Below are 19,555 nucleotides of genomic sequence, written 5' to 3'. Positions count from 1 at the left end.
GACTTAATACAAAATATGTTTAATTTGAAAAAGTGTAAGGGCTCTTCCAAGTGGGTCTTTGGGGGTTATAGGTGAAAAAGGGGCGGTGGCGGGGCGGAAAGTCGCAAAAATCGAACTAATTTATTGATTAAATAATTTTACTTTATTTTTTTCCTCATCTAAATAGCTGGCGTAAACAATTTTTTCAAAAAAAAAAATAAAAAAAAATAAAGCTGCCGAGGCAGCTTCATAAACGTATGTTCCAAAGAATTAACTAAAGACCAGCTCTTTTTCACTTAGACCAAGTGTCTCTGCTGCTGTAGTATGAATCTCATGCAGGAGCTCTGGGTTTTCCATTAGTGACACGCCATAAGAAGGAATCATTTCTTTGATTTTCGATTCCCATTCTTTCATATGTTGCGGGAAGCATTTATTCATTACCTCAAGCATAACGTGAACAGCAGTAGAAGCACCTGGAGAAGCACCTAGTAATGCTGCGATCGAGCCATCCGCGGCTGTAATCACTTCCGTACCAAATTGAAGTGTACCTCTGCCGCCAGCTTCAGTATCTTTGATCACTTGCACACGCTGGCCCGCTACTACTAAATCCCAATCCTCGAGCTTAGCCTCCGGGATAAACTCACGTAACTCTTCCATGCGCTGTTCTTTCGATAACATAACTTGCTGTATCAGGTATTTTGTCAATGGTATCTGTTTTGCTCCTGCCGCCAACATAGTTAAGACATTATTCAGTTTTACGGAAGTTATTAAATCCATATTTGAACCGGTTTTTAAGAACTTCGGTGAGAAGCCGGCAAACGGTCCAAATAGCAACGATTTTTTATTGTCGATAAATCTTGTGTCAAGGTGCGGAACCGACATTGGCGGGGCTCCCACCTTGGCTTTGCCGTATACTTTTGCATGATGCTGCGCTACAACTTCCGGATTGTTACATACCATAAATAGTCCGCTTACCGGGAAACCTCCAACATGTTTTGACTCAGGAATGCCGGTTTTTTGCAGTAAATGCAACGACCCGCCACCACCGCCGATAAAGACGAATTTTGCCCGATGGCGTTCGATGGCACCGGTAGCCATATTCCATACTTTCAATTCCCATAAGCCATCCTCAGTGCGTTTAATATCGTCAACTTGATGATTGTATTTGATATGAATATTCTGATTCTCTAAGTAGTCGAACAATTTGCGCGTTAAAGCACCAAAGTTAACATCCGTTCCAGAGTCGATTTTGGTTGCCGCTATCGGTTCATTCAATGTACGGCCTTCCATGATCAGCGGTATCCATTCTATCAGTTTTTCATGGTCATCGGAAAATTCCATCCCTTGGAAGAGGGGATTATTTGATAGCGCTTTAAAACGTTTTTTCAAAAAAGTTACATTTTGTTCCCCTTCTACTAAACTCATATGTGGTAGTGGCATGATAAATTCCTGCGGATTACGTATCAGCTTGCTGTTTACAAGATGAGACCAAAACTGCAGTGAAAGCTGGAACTGTTCATTAATTTTGATCGCTTTGCTTATATCTAACGATCCGTCTGGTTTTTCAATAGTGTAGTTAAGCTCGCACAGTGCAGCATGGCCCGTTCCCGCATTATTCCATTCGTTAGAGCTTTCCTCTCCTGCGTTTGCAAGCTTCTCAAACACTGTAATTTCCCATTCCGGTACTAATTCTTTCAAGAGTGTCCCTAAAGTCGCACTCATAATTCCGGCGCCAATTAAAATAACATCTGTAGTAGTTTCGCTGTTGCTCATTTTTATCAACCTTTTCCCCTAATATTTGCAGAAAAGATAGAGGTGTCACACCAAGCTAAGGCGCGACCTAGTCACACACCTTTTCTATCTCAATTATAACTCATTCATAGTGTAAAACAATTATTTACAGCTTCATATATCTACTATTATATGATAATTTAAAATTATTTAAAAGGTGGAAATAGTAATAAGTACCTCCACGTATCTTAGAAACAAACATAAACCAAAGCCTTAACCCGGCTTCTTGCAAGGGTCAAGGCTTTGGTTTGCCGTTACCAGTGGACCGCCACCCACTAATTTTCGCCTTTACTTATCTTAGTACGCCCTGAACAATATACTAAAATTGGTACCTGACCCCCGGTGCGTTAATGCATTAACACACCGGGGGTCAGGCACTAAAGTTAAGTATTTTTCGAATTAATAAACTACAAGTTTTTAATCATATTGTACCAAATAACCCCACCATGCTTAGAAGTTGAAACACCTTTGTTTAGGTAGCCATGGTTTTCATAGAATTGTATTAAGTCCGCCTTACAAGTAAGTGTATTCGTTTCACGTCCTTTTGCCTTCGCTTCTTTTTCAATATATGAAAGTAACGCGGATGCCACGCCCCGTTTTTGAAAATGCGGTGCCACTGCTAATCCTAAAATACTTTGATGACCGCCAGACACCGGATTTACCTTTAAATCACTAAAGAGGTCGTCCGTTATATATGCTTTTTCAATGACGGGCCCATTGACCAAACCAACAATCTTGCCCTCTACCTCAGCTACAAAGAAACTATCAGGAATGACTTGGATGCGCTTTTCGAACACTTCACTCGGTGCAGCCTCTTCTTTTGTAAAGCAATGCTGCTCGATGACTACAAGTTCAGATAAATCTTCCATTTTTACATTTCGTATTTTTATCATATCCATCATTCTCCCCAGAAAAGTAGTTTCATAAAGATGATTTTTTATATTCAATTAGCCAACAATCACGATATTTTCCTTCATGGAACTCGTGTTTCGGGAGTAATCGAATCTTTTTAAATCCACACTTTTCATAACATGCTAATGCGCGTATATTCGTTATTTGAGGATCCATAATCACCCGAGTTGTTTGTTTCTGCTCAATTAAATACTCCACCATTGATTTTACAAGTAATGTTCCAATTCCTCTGTTCCAATAATCCGTTTCGCCTATGAACTGGTCCATACCAAAAACTATTTCTTTCTCATCAAAATCATCTATTTGATAAATCTGTATGTATCCGATACTTACCACTTCATACTCGACCAAACATCTAACAATGCCATTCTCCCGATTATAAAACTTCTTGTTTACTTTTTCCAAATCAAACGGATTGTCCCGCCCTTCATAATATTCAAGAACGGAAGGGTTCGAAAGCCATTTAACAAGTAAATGCTTGTCCTCAGGCTGCAATTGGCGCACTTTTATTCTTTCTTTTTCAAATAACAAATACATCACCTTCCTTTTGATTCAGCTAGTCTTTCTTAAAATTAATAACTATTTTTCCCTCATTGTTAAATAGCTTAGACATAGATATATTATTCCAACACATAATATAAAAAGCTCATTTTTAACTCCCAGTGCCCCATAAGAAATAAAAAAAGAGATCACAAAACCAATTCCAAGTACTAAACAAAATCCAGTATAAAAAATTTTCCATGCTTTAATTTTGAGCTTAAAGGAGCCCATTACAGTGATTAAACCTATAAGAAGAAGGATCATTAGTATGATCACGGGGGAACTGTCAGTTGTGGAATTATCGTTTCCTGTATTTAATGCTTTTGATAAAGCCATTCCAATGAAAGACAGGATACCGAATCCTATTGCTGCAAAAATTGTCAACGAGCCTACGATAACGCTTAAACTCTTTGTATACCTATATTCTTTCATTTGGTCACCTCTTACCCTTTTTGTGATCTTTTAAAATTTGTGCTTTGTTTGTATCTGTAATTGTTAAAAATAAAATGGCTCAGGTCAACTATACCGGCCATTTCTTAAATCTCTTTTCAAAAAGTTAATCAATTGACACTTAAAATTCACCCAAGCCATTTTATTGTAATCCATATTAATATATTACTAGTTCCATAATTTCCCTTACCTTCACCAAAATTAATACAGTGGGGTCCTTAATTTTTTTTCTAGATTTCCTCCCCTATACTATCCTTTCCATATTCGTTCAATGGTTACTTTGTTATCTTCATTTTTTAAAAGAAATACATCTGGGTTGCTAAGATTTCGCCAATCCTCAAATCCAAAATCATTATTAAAATACTTTAATAGTAAGGATAGTATATTTCCGTGGGTAACAATGATGGTTTTTTTAGATTCACTATTAAAAACTTCCTCCAACACTTCTACTATTCGTTTCATGGCTTCTTGACTGGATTCGCCGCCTTCAAATTTAAGTTCAAGATCATCAAAGGTTGTTTTCAGTTTTTCAAACCAATCCGAAAGATTAGTAGTGCTTAGGACACGTTCGATTAATCGTTGATCGGTCTTAATTTCAATATTTAATCGCTGGGCAAGCGGCTGTATCGATTGAATTGCACGCTTATATGGACTTGCAATAATACGGTCGATTTTCCTATCAGACAAAAACCAAGATAACTCTAATGCTTGTTTAAGGCCTCTTTCTGTAAGCTTTGCCTCAGGTGGCTGACCTTCAGCCTCACAATGCCTAATTAGATAAATTTTCTTCAACAAAATCACTCCAATATTAATTCTTTCCATTATGCAACTTCATCTAGGATGCTGCTTTCGGAAAATAAACATATACACACCGGTTACGGAACTTCCAAGAAAGAAAAAAAGCATGAACAATAAAGTTAGTAATGAAGCACTCTTGGACAATGGGTCAATGTTTGCATGAATAGCGTAATAATTTGCAGCAAGCTTGCTGCTTACGAGCATTATAACTACCCCAATAATCCAACCTATAAAAATGGATACTTTTTTCAAATATATCGCCTCTTAGCAATAAAAGTAAAATCAAATTCAATTTAACTAAATATTAACATAATTACTTTCATTTTTTTCAAAAACTCCATTTTAAAAAATAGGCTCTGTAAAAATTTAATGTTGATAATTTTAAAATATATTAATTACCTTCCCAATGATAGATTAGTTGGACAACACCAGAAGAGAACGTTCTTGTATTAACCATTTTTAAACTCAACCTCTGTTTTATATCAATAAACAACGGTTTTCCTTCTCCCAAAATAACAGGGTGAATAGATAATCTAAATTCATCAACAATCCCTAAATTGATAAAAGTAGTAATAAGACTTGATCCTCCATATAGCCAGATGTCTTTACCAGGCTTATTCTTTAGTTTTAATACTTCTTCAAGAATATTATCCTTTATGAATATCGCTTTATTATCGGTCTCCTTTTGAGTTTTGGAAAACACATATTTTTCTTTACTATGAACTAATTCCCATATTTCTTTTTCAGTATCATCAATAGCTTCTGGAGTAAATTGTCCCCATAAATCGTAGCTTTTTCTTCCATATAAAATAGTATCAATTTGGTTTAAGAAATTAATAAACTCCATCTCAGAGTCCATGATGCACCAATCAACTTCTCCATTTTTCCCTTCAATAAATCCATCTAAAGTAACTGCTAAATCTAAAATTATTCTTCTCTGTTTTACGTTATTTGACATAACTCTTCCTCCCGTTATCATTCAGATATTTTTACTCTAACAAGTTGCTGAACGCTTTGCCCACCTTGCCACCCGAATGTCTGTTCTTATGTTCATAATATCAAGAATTCGAATAGGTAGCAAATATCAACACATATCTTTAACAGAGCCAAAAAACAAAAAAATGGCGGATCCATTTCTTCCGCCATTTTTTTCATAAAATTTATTAAGCTCCTGGTGGACGATTTTCGAAATCATAATCGACCGGTTGCGGAGCAACTCGGGAGTGCTGCAGTGCTGGTGTGTCCGGCCGAGCGATTTAATAGACGGCGGCACCCACGATTTCCGCGGTTTCTTGCAGCTTGTTTTTATCAATTTTATCAATGGTATCGGCCGGCGTATGATACCATGGCTCAAGCGGTGAGTGAATGAATAATGCTGCTGGAATTCCCAGTTCATGGAATGGCTGATGGTCACTTCGTCCCAACTGGCCATATGGCACGGCTTCACCCATTGCTGTTCTAACACCGGCAGCGGAAGCGAGATCAGTGACTAAATTTTTCTTACCATCAATCGTATACATGATTAATCCGTTTGCTTTGTTATCACCGCCGGCATCTTTACTTCCAATCATGTCCATTTGGAAGTGGGCTACAATTTTATCCGCTTCTGTATCACTTAACGTACTTGCATAATGGTAAGATCCTAACAGGCCTTTTTCCTCGGAACCAAATGTCACGAAACGCAGCTCCGTATCAATCGGCATATTGCCCATGACTCTGGCTAGCTCAAGGACCGCAGAGACACCCGAAGCATCATCATTTGCCCCTGGACCACCTGGAACAGAATCATGGTGCGCCCCAACCATGACAATCTGGCCGGTATCTTTGTTTTTATTTGGTTTCATTTTGGCGATAACGTTGTAGGAAGTTCCTACTTTATACCCTGAGCCTGTTACTTTTAAATGCGCTGTTACCGGGCCACTTTTTAGCTGCTCTGCTAGGGTAGTACCCTGGGCCCTCGTAACCGTTACCGCCGGGATATTTTGTCCTGGATCCGCAACTCCCACATTATTAGCAGTTCCGGTGTTATTATATAAAATAACGCCGACTGCACCTTTTTCTATAACATTTTTCACCTTGTCAACGAATGTGTTATCGCCGCGCTCGACTAGGGCAATCTTCCCTTTCACCGCATCCGGGACGGTACCCAAGATTGCTTTACCAGCGTTCACGACTTCCGCCGTTACTTCACCACTAAATGATCCGGAAAATACGTATGGCTTTAGATCTTGGCCGCCAATTTCTAAAACGCCACTTACATTGGTTCTCACCACATCATAGAAAGCAAAAGGCTGCAGTTCCGTTTCATACCCATACTTCTCAAACTGTCCTTTTATGTACTGTGCTCCCTTTAGTTCCCCCGGGGTACCTGCCGTCCGTGGCTCCTTTGACAATAGGGCAATCGTGTTATACATGTTGTCTGCACTAATTTTTTTGATAATTTTGTTGTCAAACGCTGAGGCTGCATTTGAGTTTGGGGCCTCACCTGGTCCTTGTGCGTATGCTGCATTGACGCTTAGGACTAACCCTGCCGTTAATAAAACTGACATCATTTTTTTACTTACTCATTAAATCCCTCCTAGTTTTTTATCGTTTGAAAACGTTTCCGACTGATTATCGACGATTTTAATAGTTTAGTAAACTTCATTGATTTTACAAAAAGAAACAATAATCGACGTTAACAATTACCTTTTCACTATAAATATAGGAAGTATAATGTAAAACTATGTTGATAAACCATGAACTAGTTAGAAATGATAGGCAGAAGTCCCCAAACGCCAAAATTCACATTTTGTAGGTATTTAGCAGCGTGTTTTGTAAAAGGCACTAGATTTAAATTAATAGGCAGAAACCACATGAAATTGGTGAATAACGAATGATATAAGAGTATTTTACCGATAATAGCGTTTTCATCGCATTTCACAAAATTGTCACATTGAGTTATACTTTCAGGTGGTAAAAACGGACCCGACTTTCATGAGAGTTGAAAGTCAAAAATAATCCTAAATAAATGAGGTGTTACTTGTTGAATGTAAGTACAATTAAATATGAATGGTTCGGAAATATTAAGGGTGATATACTTTCAGGCACCGTTGTTGCTTTAGCATTGATTCCAGAAGCCATTGCCTTTTCAATTATTGCGGGCGTGAATCCCATGGTTGGTTTGTATGCCTCCTTTTGTATTGCCCTTGTAATCGCTTTTGTTGGCGGCAGACCCGCGATGATTTCGGCCGCTACTGGAGCAACAGCCTTATTAATGGGCGGGTTAGTTAAAGATCATGGATTACAGTATTTATTGGCCGCCACCATCCTGACAGGGATGATCCAAATTATTTTTGGGTCAGTAAAAGTAGCGAGATTGATGAAATTTATTCCTCGTTCGGTTATGGTGGGTTTTGTTAATTCATTGGCGATATTAATCTTTATGGCGCAGCTAACCCATTTTAAAGGGCAGTCATGGGTGATGTACGCAATGGTTGCGGGAGGATTAGCCATCATTTACCTTTTCCCTCGGATAACCAAGGCTGTTCCTTCCCCACTTGTTGCCATTATTATCATCACGATTATTTCGGTGGCAACGGGAGCTCACGTAAATACAGTCGGAGATTTAGGACATTTAAGTCAGTCCTTGCCTTCATTTTTTATTCCCAATGTCCCTATTAATCTAGAAACACTAAGAATCATTTTTCCTTATTCACTTGGAATCGCTGTTGTTGGCTTGATAGAGTCTCTCTTAACCGCTCAAATTGTCGATGATCTGACGGACACGGGGAGTGACAAAAATAAAGAGGCGCGTGGTCAAGGGATTGCCAACATTGTTTCAGGATTATTTGGCGGTATGGCTGGCTGCGCCATGATTGGTCAATCCGGAATCAATGTTAAGTCAGGCGGCCGAGGAAGACTTTCCACTTTTTGGGCTGCTGTATTTTTATTAATCCTTATTATTGCCCTGAATGATGTCCTTGTTAAAATTCCGATGGCTGCCTTAGTAGCTGTCATGTTCATGGTGTGTATTGGTACGTTTGATTGGTCTTCATTGAAGAAACTGCCGATTATGCCTAAATCGGAAACTGTCGTTATGGTTGTGACAGTCGTGACTGTCGTTGCAACGGATAATTTATCGATTGGAGTTTTCATAGGGGTAATCTTGAGTGCGATTTTCTTTGCCTCAAAAATTTCAAAAGTAGAGATTAAAACGATTTCGAGAAAAGGTTCATATAAAAAGATTTATCAAGTATCAGGACAGCTCTTTTTTGCGTCTGTAACAGATTTTGTCAATCAATTTGATTTTAAAGAAGATATAACAGAAATTGATATTGATTTCTCAAATGCCCATCTTTGGGATGACTCTGCTATTGGTGCGATTGATAAAATCGTCCTGAAGTATCAGCAAAATAGAGTAAAGGTGAATCTGATTGGGTTAAATTTAGATAGCACTAAACTTCTTGGCAGACTTTCTGTGCATACCTCTCCAAGTGCACTTAAAAAAGTTTCAAATCAGTAAAATGTGGAAAACACGCTGAATCAACTCAGCGTGTTTTTTGTTTCAGTCAACCAAAAAATAGCCAAACACATTGCAATGACGACCCACTTAAAGCAAAAAGTATAGAAAAGAAACCTTTTCGTTCTCTGAATATAAGATTAAGAATTTATTTATTTGGAAAATGATTACATTCTAATCTTTTAAGGATAACGGAAGAATAAATAGAAAATACTACTTAAATGGGCGGATTATTAACGTCAGAGGGAGCTGCCATGTTCAGTCAGATAATAAAAGCTGTACCCAATTTATTTACAATCGGAAATTTATTGTGCGGTGTTTTTTCCATTACCTTTAATATGAGTGGCTTTTGGGAAGTAGCCTCCGTTTTTATCTTCTTTTCGGCTATTTTAGACCTTCTTGACGGAAGGGTTGCCAGGAAATTAAAAGTAAACAGTGAATTAGGCGTAGAACTGGATTCCTTAGCTGATATTGTTAGTTTCGGAGTTGCTCCTGCACTTCTATTTCATTCGATAGCAGCCCCATCCATTTTAACATCTATAGCATTTATCCTTTTCCCAACCATGGGAGCATTACGATTAGCAAGGTTTAGTGTTAAACCAACCATTGGGTATTTTAAAGGATTGCCTATTCCTGCCGCTGGATTGCCATTAGCTGGTATGGGATTCTTTTCATATAGCAATGCATGGATTACTTTAATCCTCGCTCTCTTAATGGTAAGTCCAATAAGGGTTAAAAAACTTTAATTTTATCCTTTGTAAAAGCTAGCAGTCGCGTGATCTGCTTTTGGAATGACAAAATGACGTTCATGGCCATATTCTTTTTGCATAAAAAATAAGCCAATATAGACAGGATTTCTATAAAACCTTGTCTATATTGGCTTAATTATTTTATAAACATTATCTCCATTGAATCGAGCCAAACTCACCATGTGGATGGTTTTGGAATTTAAATCTTTTATATTCATTTTCCAGTTTTGAAAGGGAAAATTCGTAAAGTTGTTGATCCTCTTTTACATAAACACGAAAGAATATCAGTTTATTTATAAGTTTTTGTCTCTTTTTTTCAACATCCTTTTTCATTAGAACCACTCCTTCACTATTTATAGATTCTTTTCCTTTACATTTTCTTTAAGTAGCTCCAGAAATCTGTTAATCCCTTTTATTAATGAGCGAATTTATTACTATTACTATAAACTTATAATTCCTATCTGTAAAGTATGAATTAAAATATAAATCCTTATTGTTTAACAGAACTATAGTAATTATTTAATAGAGATCTCCTATGAGGTCCCTATATTTTTAAAAAAATGGTTATTCTACTAGTGGCCGCATAATAAATTGATTCTTCCCCCTGCTGCAAAAAAAGACTCAACCTAAAAAAATTAGATTGAGTCACAAGAGAAGCTTGAATATAGAATTGAATTTTCCTCGCTATACGACCCTTCGACTTGAGATCGTTTTATATCTGCTAAAGATTTGAAATATTCTACGCTTGATGTTTCTTAATCAATTCAACAAACGTATTAACAAAGGATTGTAGGAATTGAACAGTATTTTCATCTTTTACTTTTCCGTTTTCATCCAATAAATCTGCCACATTACCAATATAAGCTTCTGGTTGTTGAAGGATTGGCATATTGAGGAATACAAGCGACTGACGTAAATGATGGTTTGCACCGAAACCAGCTAAACTGCCAGGAGATTGGCTGATAATCGCGGCTGGTTTGCCATCCCATACACTCGCTCCATAAGGACGGGAACCTACATCCAAGGCATTTTTTAATACAGCTGGAACAGAACGGTTATATTCCGGCGTTACAAATAATACAGCGTCAATTCCCTTCATTGTGTTACGGAATGCCGAATAATCTGCCGGTGCATTGTTTTCATCATCGTAATCCTGATTATATAAAGCAAGATTTCCGATTTCGACAAATTCCGTTTCATATCCTGCAGGGAATAATTCTGCCACATGTGCTGCAAGTTTTTTTGAAAATGATTCTTTTCGTAAACTACCATGTAAGATCCCAATTTTCGTCATGTAAAATCATCCTTCTTATTGAAATTTATTTTTAATTCAAGATAATTGTATTCAAGATAAATAGCATTGTCAAACAAAGCGCCTCACATATTTGAAGATTCCAAAATCTATTATCTTTTGCTTCCGAAAGTTTAGATCCCAAAAAACTTCCCGCATATAATTTATCCAATAACAAAAAATCTATACAAAAAAAGTCCCCTCTCTGCCTCTTTCAAAAGAAGTACAAGAACGGGCGAATCACTCGGTGTTACTGGCGGGGACTAATTTCTTCATTATAATCATTTTTAAACAAGTAAAGGGCACTTAAGTGTGTAAAAAGAAAAAACTCCCAAATTGAAACATTAGGTTTCGATTTGGGAGTTTTATGCCTTTATTAATCTTCAATTGGAAACCATCCAGGTCTGTTGACAATCGCTTGCCAAAGAGGATCTGGCACAACAAGACGAGATTGAGCGTCATTCTTTAGTTTTGTTTCAATTTCAGACTCTTTTCCTTGTCTAACCTTTTCAATCCAATCAGGGTCAATAATTAGCTCTCGTCCGATTGCAATCATTGAAACACCAGTTTCAATCGCTTTTAAAGCATCGTCTGCAGTGTAAATGGAGCCTACACCAATCACCGGAACAAGATCCCCCACTCTCTCCTGAATAATTTCAAGGCGAGATCGGGAATCTTCCACACCACGTCTTGGCGTTGACCAGAACTCCGTTACCGAAACATGAAGGTAATCAAGCTCTTTACTAGCCAAAACATCCACTAAGGCAAGAGTATCTGCCATGGTAATTCCGGGTGTTTCAGGCTCTTCTGGTGAGAATCTATATCCAACGAGGAATGGCTGTTTCGCATTTTCAGCTACTACCTTTTTCACTTCATCTATAACGGCAATTGGAAAGGATAATCTTTTTTCCAAACTTCCACCGTACTGATCTTCACGTCGGTTGGAATGTGGTGAAAAGAACTGCTGAATTAAATAGCCATTCGCTCCATGTAATTCAACCCCATCAAATCCAGCTTCAATCGCTCTCCGGGTAGACTCGCCAAAATCACGAATAATGGATTGAATTTCTGTTGCACTCAAAGCGCGGGGAACTTGATGGGATACTGTACCTTGTTCTGCCGGAACAGCACTAGCACTAACAATTTCTCCATTTGGAACTAACTCTGGCGGACACATCCTGCCGCCATGGAAAATTTGCAGGACTGCTTTCGCTCCTTGTTCTTTAATGGCAGAAGCTAGTCGGCGTAAACTTGGAATCAGGTCATCACGATCGCTTCCAAATTCACCATGAAATCCTTTTCCGTTAGCTGTGACATATGTACAAGCTGTGACAACCATTCCGACTCCATTTGAACGGCGGCTATAGTAAGCTACTTCCTCATCTGAAACTGTACCGTCTGGATTTGAAGACCAATTGGTCATCGGTGCCATAACGACACGATTATCTAATTGAATTCCGCTGCGCAAGTTAATTGGCTGGAATAATGGTGTATATTTTGGATTCATAATTCTCGACCTCCGCATTTTAGTAAACCCTTTTATCATACTTTTACGATATAAAAAATGCAGTAAATATGCTTAATAATAGTAGAGTACCTGTATAATTTTTCCGGTTGTTGCACTAACTATTCTTCAACAAGGCAAGCTAACTATAGATTATCTTTACTCCATTAATGGGTGCTTCTAAAGTGTTGTAGTTTACGTTCATTTCTTGAATAAGATTGCATTGATTGATATAATCACTCCAACCAAAAAATTATGATGAACAGCGAGGTGTACGAGATGAATGATGTAATTGGCACAATCCTAAACCATCGTTCAATCCGTCATTTTGAGGACAAGCCATTAACTGAAGAACAAATAAGGACGATTGTTTCGTGTGCACAAGCAGCTGCTACATCAAGCTTTATTCAGGCATACTCCATTATCGGTGTTAAGGATCCTGTTAAAAAGAAGAAATTAGCAGAGCTTGCCGGAAATCAGGAGTATGTGGAAAAGAACGGCCACTTTTTTGTATTTTGTGCTGACCTATATCGTCATACCCTTATCGGGGAGAAGGAAGATAAAAACGTGGAGGCATCACTTGAGAGTACCGAAAAATTCATGGTCGCTTTAATTGATACCGCTCTGGCTGCACAAAATGCTGCCATTGCAGCTGAATCACTTGGATTAGGAATCTGCTATATTGGCGGCATTCGCAACAACCTTGAAGAAGTTAAAGGAGTTTTACATATTCCAGACCGTGTCATCCCATTGTTTGGACTGGCTGTTGGATACCCAGCTAAAGTAACCGGTCAAAAACCAAGACTACCTTTTGAACATGTTTATCACGAAAATGGATATGAACAAAATAAGGAAGTTAATTTGCACCAGCTCGATGTTTATAATGAGATCATCGCAAACTATTATCAGCAAAGAACAAACGGAGTTAGAAAAGATCACTGGACAGAACAAATGGCTGCCATGCTTGAAAAGCAGACTCGCATGTATATGAAGGAGTTTATTCAAAAAAATAAACTGGATTTACGTTAGAAATGTAAGCTATTTGTAAGAACAGCGGGATTGCCCCCTGTTTGGTTTGTTCAATGGTTAAAAATCAAAGGACTAAAACGTATTGAATTTGATTTGAAGCGATGGGTGTAATGGCCGTAATACGATAACCGATACTGAGTAACTGCGATAAGGTTTCTGCGCAATTCTGCCTTGGCGGCTCAATCGGAGCGTGGAAACTTTTATAAAGAGTAATTACCTGATTATTGTTTGTACAATGAAGCAAGATAACATGTCTACCAGTCCATGCTTGACCGATCATTGGTTGTGTTTGATATTCCCTTATGTTTCTCACATTGAACACCCTCTGTAATTGATACAATAGTTTATGAATATGACCTAGTCCATTGTTCTTAAACAAAGCAAATTGATTTAAGCGAAGGGAAAAGAGTCTGAAATTGAAACAAAACTAAAGAAAGACACCGGGTCTCATCTTGTTGTGCCAGATTCCTCTTTGGCAAAAGATTGTCTGCAGACCTGGATGGTTTCCAATGGAAGATTTAAAAAGACATAGAAACTCCTAAATCGAAACCTAGTTCTAGTGTTTTAATTTAAGAGTTTCTACTTTGTACTTACTTAAGTGCCGTAAAGCCTCTAATTTGCGTTTTAAGCCATTTTGACGACATAATTTTTATTTTAGGAGGGATCAACATGGAAGTTTTTGAAAAATATTTAGCAGGTATCGATAACCCCGACCACCGCGACCGAACAGAGGAAATTTTGGCGTGGGTTGCTAACCATTTCCCAAATTTGGAACCGCAAATCAAGTGGAATACGCCAATTTTTTCCGTCCATGGCACATTTATCATCGGCTTTTCCACAGCGAAACATCATTTGAGCGTTTCACCCGAAGAAGCAGGCATTGCGCACTTTGCCGATGACATTGCACAAGCTGGCTACAGCGCTACCAAAGGCTTGTTTCGAATTCCGTGGAATAAGCCGGTAAATTACGAATTACTTGAGAAAATGATTGAATATAATATTCAGGATAAAGCAAAATATAATAATTTTTGGAGGAAATAGGAAAAATCAGATAACACTTAGAAAACCTGTGAGGGCTTTTTAGGGCTCCTGAAAATTCTTACTCCAGAAATGCGCCCATTAATTGAAGAAGGACTTACTCAATTAAAAGATTCTATATCTTAATAAGATGTTTACAGAAAAACACAAAATAATTTAAAGAGGATCAGTAAGATTATTTAACCGATTTACCAGCAGTTCTTTCCATTCGTTAGCCAATTCTTCAACAGCCAATATTCTTTTTATCCCTTCGACATCCTTTTGCTTATGAAAATAAATCTCATTTCCATATAGAATGGATACCTTTTTTGGATGTGACTCCAATAATGAAATTTGAGAATCGTTTCGGACAATACCTTCTTCTAATACACGACACAAATAACCTGTAAAACCCGTTTGTACCATCCTTTTTAGAAGAAATGGATTATTCGTTCTCTTTGAAATTGTGCTACACGGGATTCTACCTTGAGTTATTTGTATAACAGCTTCTCCAAGACGAAAAACGTCCCCAATATAAACATTTTTTTCCAACATATTCGTTACAGTTAAATTCTCACCGAAAGTTGAGGATGGTAAAGGATTCGCAAATTCTTTTTCCCAAAGCAAATAGTGTTCATATGGGTATACACATACGGCACGGTCTGGACCTCCGTGATTCCGTAAGTCCGCAACTCCATCTCCTAGAAATCCATCTTTTGTTAAGTGAGCTTCTTCAATTGTTTGTTTGCAAATTCCTGTATCCATTTCCTTATTATTCTCGAACTTCATTTTTTGGGGTAAGCCAATTGAAAAGTTTTTTAGTTCTATAAGTTTACTACTTGTCACTGTAATATGTACCCACTTTCTATTATTATTTTTTGTTTAGTATTCTTTAATTTTATCATTTATATTAAATTTATTGTTTAAGATTTTCAACAAAAATAGCGTTAAATCCTTGTTGGATCAACGCCCTGGATAAGTGAAGAATGTTTCGTGATGCAAGGCTCATTTTAACATCTTACATACTTGCGTTTAAACCAAGCCTTCCTTTATTGACCTCTTTTTGAATACTTTCGTAGGCATTTAGGAAACTGCTTCTTTTCATGTTCCGTTTGACTTCTACTGTACCTATTGCCTTTGAAACTGCAATATTGGACAAGCTACAATAATATTTATTTTTCATATAAATTTATTTTTTTAAAAATTTTTCCGGTAGTCAAAAGAGCGTTCCTCCTTATTAAAGAAACGCACCCTATAGTTTAAGTATATTTCTTCACAAACTTGTCTTTTTTAAATTTCATTCATTACAAGAATACTGCCCATATAGTTGAACAAAAAAGACTGAAATTGACCCAAATGTAAAAAATATCTATATTACAATCATTCAGAGCATCGTAACTTAATTATTACTATTTATAAACTCATTTATTTTTTCCTCTGTCAATAAACCATTTTAAGATTCCAATTATTAGTATGAGGAGTGGTATTCCCTGGATGAAGAGAAATCCTGCCCAAAAATTATTTGTAGTGCTGGTCGGGGAGTCTGTTGCCATTACACCAATAAATAATGCCAATGGAGTGGTGATTACATTTAATCCTAACCCAATCATAACAAATGATAATTTTTTTCTTTTAATCTTCGGTAATCCAGCCGCCCAAAATAAAGCTATTGCAAAAGCAATAATAACTATCGGAAGTCCGATGAATATCAAACTCTCCAAAACCTCTACCTCCTAATCTAAACGATAGCCCATCCATCCCCCTATCCTGGAAAGATGAAGATGGCATCTACGATAGTATAATATTAACAAAATTTAGTATTTAGAGGAATTATTTTAATTCAACCATCCTGCTTTGTTAGTTAAATAACGATAATAAAAAAGGACCGCCGATAACAGCCCCCTTGTTGTGAAACTAAAGCACCCGTTAGTCGAATAAGACACTTTGGATCTGAGTGCTGAAAAATTATAAAAAAGTTATATCATTCTTACAAATTATATTTCTTAATAAACCGCAACGTTAGTTTCAATGATCCAAGGGTATTGACATGTTTATTCATACATCATAATCCAATATTTTTCATTTGGATTACCCTCTTCAACTACCTTTTTCCAACCATTCCGTTCATAGAACTTCATCGCATTCTGGTTCTTAGATACGCACTTTAATTTCAATGGACGATTCATTTTCTCTATAGAAGCATTAAGCAACTGTCCACCAACACCCATACCTAAGAAGTCTGGGTGAACAAATAAATTATGGATAAAATTATCGGGTAAGTACAAAGAAGCGAAACCAAGGATGTGATTGTTCTCCTCGGCTAATATGATATGCTCTCCCACAGTGTGCTTATCAAAATCTTCCAAAATCATCTCTTCGGTATTTTCCCAAAAAAATGTTTTACTACGTGATTGCAAATACACATTTCTTAATTCTGGATAGTCTAACTCATTTGCCACTCTAATTTTCATGAATTCACTCTCTTTCCTTACTTAAACTAATTATTGCTTTTTTAAGTTATTACCACTGAAGGTAAAATAATAAATGTTATCTAACACTATAATATCATTATCATTAGGGAATCCTAGAATGTTTAACTATAATCATAATCACAGCTAACTAGTTGTTCGCGCGTCATCAAAAATTGGTGTATGAGGAACTTATGTTTATTTATATTTTTCATACACTGATAATTGCAGAAAACAAAGGCATTTTTTAAATTAAATTATTAAATATCCAATAAGATGAATTTTCATTACAGGGATTACTGCAAAAAACGATCATCAGCAATGTACATTTTTAAAGAAGAAAATCGTTGGATAAGAAGTTCATAAAAATGAATAGCTCTTACTTGTTCTAAGTGAAACAGCGCAACTTTTTTATAAATGGTACGACTTAATTTTAAAGCCACATCTTGTATTTTCGTGTGCGATTTTATGCGCCAATAACATTTTTATCAAAATCAAAAAATTAGGGAACTTCATTTGAAGTTCCCACTTTTATGTCACTTTGCTCTTCAGCTAAAGCCCCAGTTAGTTTAAGTGAAAATCTTTACAATCTTTTTTTACCTTAACAAAATATAATCCCTTAATGTGTAGGGACATATCAAAAAGACTCCTTCTTAGTACATTTTTCATTATTGGTTATCCACCTTATTCTTTTGTTTTAACTCTTTTAAAATTTCATTTAAAAGTTCCTGTGCTGTGTAGGTATACTTTACAATTCTGGTGTGAATGAAAAATAATATTGTTAATATTCCTACAAGCGCGCCAAAGATAATACTACCAAAGTATGTAATATGAATCTCCCCCTAAAAATATATTTACAAGGAAAATTATATAATAGGTGGAACATTATGGAAATAAATAATTTCGAAGATACAGATACTTCGGAAAATAAACCTCCCTAATCGAATAGAAAAAATTACATTACCTTACTTTTGCAGCACTTCCAATAAACCAACAGCCCGGGGTCATTGATAATATTGTTGAATAAAAGCTAATAACGATTGTTCTACTAAACTGCCAGTTAACACAACAAGAAAAAAGATGCAGCAGTAACATCACTTTTGTTTTACTCTTGCACCGATAGCTTAAGAACACTGATTCACAATCTTCTACTTGTGGTAAATTCCTTCCTTTAATATTAGGAAGGATTTATTTCTAATTTTTACGTTCCTTTTTTATTTGTAAATTTAAAACAAATTGATATAAACCAAATAGAATCGCTACCGATATTAGAGCAATTAAAGAATGCTCACGAGGAATCGTAAAATATACAATTGCCATTGCAAGGACGAACACTAGGTAACCCCAAATAAAACCTTTTTTAAAAGTCATTTCCACTCCTCCTTTATAAAAGTATAGCATATTAATTTGAAAAATTTAACAATTGTTTATCTGAATATTAATGAAATTTAACTTAAAAAACTTAGCTTATGTGAGGTAATCTAAGCTCGATTTAATTGGAATATTTTTATGCCCGTTTATTCACGGATATGCTTATGAACTTGCTTTCTCCTTATATTGAAAAAGATTTACATAACTATTATCAGAAAGCAGCGTAAAACCCCTAACTTCAGATATGGGGATATAAGCTGTTTTTTTATTTTTTGAAATGGACAAATACTTTGTATTCTATCAACCTATTTGATATAATAGGAACATAAGTTCCTTTTGGAGGAGGTGAAAAGAATGTATAGCGCCTATAAAATACAAATCCATTCCGACCATGAACTATTCGAATATTGCGATTCTCTCTGCTTCAAAGCGAAAAATTTGTATAACATTACGAATTACTACGTTCGACAGGTATATACAGCTTTAAAGGTAGAAAAGAAAAATGAAAATCAACTACAAGCTCTGATGGATATCGAAACACATTTACCGATAATGAATGAAATTCGACTGAAACATTATGAAAAGGAAATGGAAAAGCCTAAGAAAGTAGATAAAAAGGGCAAAGAAATCGAACCGAAGCTAAAACTTTTTAAAATGCCCAACGAAGAAAAAGCATTCATTGGGTATAGTTTTGTAGAGGCTTTATTTAAAGTCATGAAGCAGATTGATTACACTTCCATGCCCTCACAGTCTAATCAACAAACGATGAGAAAAGTATTTGATGATTGGAAAAGTTTCTTTAAAACATCAAAAAAGTACAAAATCCATCCAGGCTGCTTTTCAGGTAAACCGAAGATACCAAAATACAAATCAAAAACAGGCAGAACAACGTGTTATTTAACGAATCAAATCACAGAAATCAAGGAAGGAAATGTTCTCAAGTTACCGGGAACAAGCCTTCAACTGAAATTAGGAAAGGTAGCCCGTTCAGAAGGGAAGCTGCAACAGGTCCGGATTGTACCTTCCTATGGTCAATATGTTGTGGAAATCGTTTTCAAAGCTGAACAGAAAGAAAGGGCGATTGTAAGAACAGCTGAACAAATCAATCAATTCATTTTTGAGCCGAAAAAAGTAATGGGTATTGATTTAGGAGTT

At 36.4% G+C, this 19,555-nt stretch carries 21 protein-coding genes and 1 pseudogene; 5 read left to right on the top strand and 17 right to left on the bottom strand.

The window, feature by feature from the left end; genetic code table 11:
* Positions 1 to 249: 249 nt before the first annotated feature.
* The 8 genes from BANVL01_RS23095 to BANVL01_RS23060 form a co-directional block, all read right to left on the bottom strand.
* The gene (locus tag BANVL01_RS23095) at positions 250 to 1,752 is read right to left on the bottom strand and encodes a malate:quinone oxidoreductase (protein ID WP_066096478.1); all 1,503 of its coding nucleotides are present in this window, start codon (positions 1,750 to 1,752) and stop codon (positions 250 to 252) included.
* 425 nt (positions 1,753 to 2,177) lie between these two features.
* Positions 2,178 to 2,663 carry a GNAT family N-acetyltransferase gene (locus tag BANVL01_RS23090; protein ID WP_066096472.1) on the bottom strand — a complete coding sequence of 162 codons (486 nt, stop codon included), beginning with the start codon at positions 2,661 to 2,663 and terminating at the stop codon, positions 2,178 to 2,180.
* Positions 2,664 to 2,691: 28 nt separating this feature from the next.
* Complete coding sequence (locus tag BANVL01_RS23085; protein WP_066148096.1) at positions 2,692 to 3,219, bottom strand: GNAT family N-acetyltransferase; 528 nt, start codon at positions 3,217 to 3,219, stop codon at positions 2,692 to 2,694.
* Positions 3,220 to 3,261: 42 nt separating this feature from the next.
* Positions 3,262 to 3,654 carry a hypothetical protein gene (locus BANVL01_RS23080; protein WP_066086969.1) on the bottom strand — a complete coding sequence of 131 codons (393 nt, stop codon included), beginning with the start codon at positions 3,652 to 3,654 and terminating at the stop codon, positions 3,262 to 3,264.
* Between the two features lie 267 nt (positions 3,655 to 3,921).
* Positions 3,922 to 4,473 (bottom strand): histidine phosphatase family protein, encoded by a 552-nt coding sequence (locus tag BANVL01_RS23075; RefSeq protein ID WP_347343219.1) that lies wholly within the window; start codon positions 4,471 to 4,473, stop codon positions 3,922 to 3,924.
* Positions 4,474 to 4,503: 30 nt separating this feature from the next.
* On the bottom strand, positions 4,504 to 4,722 hold the full coding sequence (locus tag BANVL01_RS23070) for a hypothetical protein (RefSeq protein WP_066086968.1): 219 nt from the start codon (positions 4,720 to 4,722) through the stop codon (positions 4,504 to 4,506).
* 139 nt (positions 4,723 to 4,861) lie between these two features.
* Positions 4,862 to 5,428 (bottom strand): dihydrofolate reductase family protein, encoded by a 567-nt coding sequence (locus BANVL01_RS23065; protein ID WP_066086965.1) that lies wholly within the window; start codon positions 5,426 to 5,428, stop codon positions 4,862 to 4,864.
* A gap of 298 nt (positions 5,429 to 5,726) precedes the next feature.
* Positions 5,727 to 7,019 (bottom strand): M28 family peptidase, encoded by a 1,293-nt coding sequence (locus BANVL01_RS23060; RefSeq protein WP_235845723.1) that lies wholly within the window; start codon positions 7,017 to 7,019, stop codon positions 5,727 to 5,729.
* A 476-nt stretch (positions 7,020 to 7,495) separates the two neighbouring features.
* On the opposite strand from BANVL01_RS23060, the gene BANVL01_RS23055 reads away from it, so the two are divergent.
* Both BANVL01_RS23055 and pssA read left to right on the top strand, forming a co-directional pair.
* Complete coding sequence (locus BANVL01_RS23055) at positions 7,496 to 8,974, top strand: SulP family inorganic anion transporter (RefSeq protein ID WP_066086962.1); 1,479 nt, start codon at positions 7,496 to 7,498, stop codon at positions 8,972 to 8,974.
* Between the two features lie 251 nt (positions 8,975 to 9,225).
* On the top strand, positions 9,226 to 9,717 hold the full coding sequence (pssA, locus tag BANVL01_RS23050; protein WP_066086959.1) for a CDP-diacylglycerol--serine O-phosphatidyltransferase: 492 nt from the start codon (positions 9,226 to 9,228) through the stop codon (positions 9,715 to 9,717).
* Between the two features lie 153 nt (positions 9,718 to 9,870).
* Here the strand turns inward: pssA and BANVL01_RS23045 are convergent, their stop codons facing one another.
* The 3 genes from BANVL01_RS23045 to BANVL01_RS23035 all read right to left on the bottom strand — a co-directional run bounded on the left by BANVL01_RS23045 (position 9,871) and on the right by BANVL01_RS23035 (position 12,518).
* Complete coding sequence (locus tag BANVL01_RS23045; RefSeq protein WP_066086956.1) at positions 9,871 to 10,053, bottom strand: Fur-regulated basic protein FbpA; 183 nt, start codon at positions 10,051 to 10,053, stop codon at positions 9,871 to 9,873.
* Positions 10,054 to 10,459: 406 nt separating this feature from the next.
* Positions 10,460 to 11,014 carry an NADPH-dependent FMN reductase gene (locus BANVL01_RS23040; protein WP_066086953.1) on the bottom strand — a complete coding sequence of 185 codons (555 nt, stop codon included), beginning with the start codon at positions 11,012 to 11,014 and terminating at the stop codon, positions 10,460 to 10,462.
* Positions 11,015 to 11,387: 373 nt separating this feature from the next.
* The gene (locus BANVL01_RS23035) at positions 11,388 to 12,518 is read right to left on the bottom strand and encodes an NADH-dependent flavin oxidoreductase (RefSeq protein WP_066086949.1); all 1,131 of its coding nucleotides are present in this window, start codon (positions 12,516 to 12,518) and stop codon (positions 11,388 to 11,390) included.
* A gap of 276 nt (positions 12,519 to 12,794) precedes the next feature.
* Between BANVL01_RS23035 and nfsA the strand changes: the two genes are divergently transcribed.
* Entirely contained in the window at positions 12,795 to 13,544 is a 750-nt protein-coding gene (nfsA, locus tag BANVL01_RS23030; protein WP_066086946.1) for an oxygen-insensitive NADPH nitroreductase, read from the top strand.
* Between the two features lie 64 nt (positions 13,545 to 13,608).
* Here nfsA and BANVL01_RS26990 read toward each other — a convergent pair whose 3' ends face one another.
* The gene (locus BANVL01_RS26990) at positions 13,609 to 13,857 is read right to left on the bottom strand and encodes a hypothetical protein (RefSeq protein WP_235845721.1); all 249 of its coding nucleotides are present in this window, start codon (positions 13,855 to 13,857) and stop codon (positions 13,609 to 13,611) included.
* Between the two features lie 356 nt (positions 13,858 to 14,213).
* Here BANVL01_RS26990 and BANVL01_RS23025 point away from each other — a divergent pair, with 356 nt between their 5' ends.
* Positions 14,214 to 14,585, top strand: coding sequence for an iron chaperone (locus BANVL01_RS23025; RefSeq protein ID WP_066086945.1), 372 nt, complete (start codon positions 14,214 to 14,216; stop codon positions 14,583 to 14,585).
* Positions 14,586 to 14,738: 153 nt separating this feature from the next.
* Here BANVL01_RS23025 and BANVL01_RS23020 read toward each other — a convergent pair whose 3' ends face one another.
* The 5 genes and pseudogenes from BANVL01_RS23020 to BANVL01_RS27520 form a co-directional block, all read right to left on the bottom strand.
* Entirely contained in the window at positions 14,739 to 15,350 is a 612-nt protein-coding gene (locus BANVL01_RS23020; protein WP_066096466.1) for an MOSC domain-containing protein, read from the bottom strand.
* Between the two features lie 221 nt (positions 15,351 to 15,571).
* Positions 15,572 to 15,693, bottom strand: a pseudogene (locus BANVL01_RS26985) (DNA alkylation repair protein); the annotation flags it as partial.
* Positions 15,694 to 15,982: 289 nt separating this feature from the next.
* On the bottom strand, positions 15,983 to 16,282 hold the full coding sequence (locus BANVL01_RS23015; RefSeq protein ID WP_066086942.1) for a hypothetical protein: 300 nt from the start codon (positions 16,280 to 16,282) through the stop codon (positions 15,983 to 15,985).
* Positions 16,283 to 16,612: 330 nt separating this feature from the next.
* Complete coding sequence (locus BANVL01_RS23010; protein WP_066086940.1) at positions 16,613 to 17,032, bottom strand: GNAT family N-acetyltransferase; 420 nt, start codon at positions 17,030 to 17,032, stop codon at positions 16,613 to 16,615.
* Positions 17,033 to 18,223: 1,191 nt separating this feature from the next.
* Positions 18,224 to 18,400, bottom strand: coding sequence for a hypothetical protein (locus BANVL01_RS27520; protein ID WP_156482395.1), 177 nt, complete (start codon positions 18,398 to 18,400; stop codon positions 18,224 to 18,226).
* A 354-nt stretch (positions 18,401 to 18,754) separates the two neighbouring features.
* On the opposite strand from BANVL01_RS27520, the gene BANVL01_RS23005 reads away from it, so the two are divergent.
* A partial coding sequence (locus tag BANVL01_RS23005; RefSeq protein ID WP_501193478.1) for a nuclease/transposase family protein occupies positions 18,755 to 19,555 on the top strand: 801 nt, incomplete at its 3' end.

The organism is Neobacillus novalis NBRC 102450 (assembly GCF_001591805.1).
Taxonomy (GTDB): Bacteria; Bacillota; Bacilli; order Bacillales; family Cytobacillaceae; genus Neobacillus; species Neobacillus novalis.
This window is presented reverse-complemented; position numbering and strand designations above follow the sequence as displayed.

Bases quoted from the DNA above. Each gene is read 5' to 3' on its own strand.
- BANVL01_RS23095 (WP_066096478.1), bottom strand. From the start codon at position 1,752: ATGAGCAACAGCGAAACTACTACAGATGTTATTTTAATTGGCGCCGGA.
- BANVL01_RS23090 (WP_066096472.1), bottom strand. From the start codon at position 2,663: ATGATAAAAATACGAAATGTAAAAATGGAAGATTTATCTGAACTTGTA.
- BANVL01_RS23085 (WP_066148096.1), bottom strand. From the start codon at position 3,219: ATGTATTTGTTATTTGAAAAAGAAAGAATAAAAGTGCGCCAATTGCAG.
- BANVL01_RS23080 (WP_066086969.1), bottom strand. From the start codon at position 3,654: ATGAAAGAATATAGGTATACAAAGAGTTTAAGCGTTATCGTAGGCTCG.
- BANVL01_RS23065 (WP_066086965.1), bottom strand. From the start codon at position 5,428: ATGTCAAATAACGTAAAACAGAGAAGAATAATTTTAGATTTAGCAGTT.
- BANVL01_RS23060 (WP_235845723.1), bottom strand. From the start codon at position 7,019: ATGTCAGTTTTATTAACGGCAGGGTTAGTCCTAAGCGTCAATGCAGCA.
- pssA (WP_066086959.1), top strand. From the start codon at position 9,226: ATGTTCAGTCAGATAATAAAAGCTGTACCCAATTTATTTACAATCGGA.
- BANVL01_RS23045 (WP_066086956.1), bottom strand. From the start codon at position 10,053: ATGAAAAAGGATGTTGAAAAAAAGAGACAAAAACTTATAAATAAACTG.
- BANVL01_RS23040 (WP_066086953.1), bottom strand. From the start codon at position 11,014: ATGACGAAAATTGGGATCTTACATGGTAGTTTACGAAAAGAATCATTT.
- BANVL01_RS23035 (WP_066086949.1), bottom strand. From the start codon at position 12,518: ATGAATCCAAAATATACACCATTATTCCAGCCAATTAACTTGCGCAGC.
- nfsA (WP_066086946.1), top strand. From the start codon at position 12,795: ATGAATGATGTAATTGGCACAATCCTAAACCATCGTTCAATCCGTCAT.
- BANVL01_RS23025 (WP_066086945.1), top strand. From the start codon at position 14,214: ATGGAAGTTTTTGAAAAATATTTAGCAGGTATCGATAACCCCGACCAC.
- BANVL01_RS23020 (WP_066096466.1), bottom strand. From the start codon at position 15,350: ATGAAGTTCGAGAATAATAAGGAAATGGATACAGGAATTTGCAAACAA.
- BANVL01_RS23010 (WP_066086940.1), bottom strand. From the start codon at position 17,032: ATGAAAATTAGAGTGGCAAATGAGTTAGACTATCCAGAATTAAGAAAT.
- BANVL01_RS27520 (WP_156482395.1), bottom strand. From the start codon at position 18,400: ATGACTTTTAAAAAAGGTTTTATTTGGGGTTACCTAGTGTTCGTCCTT.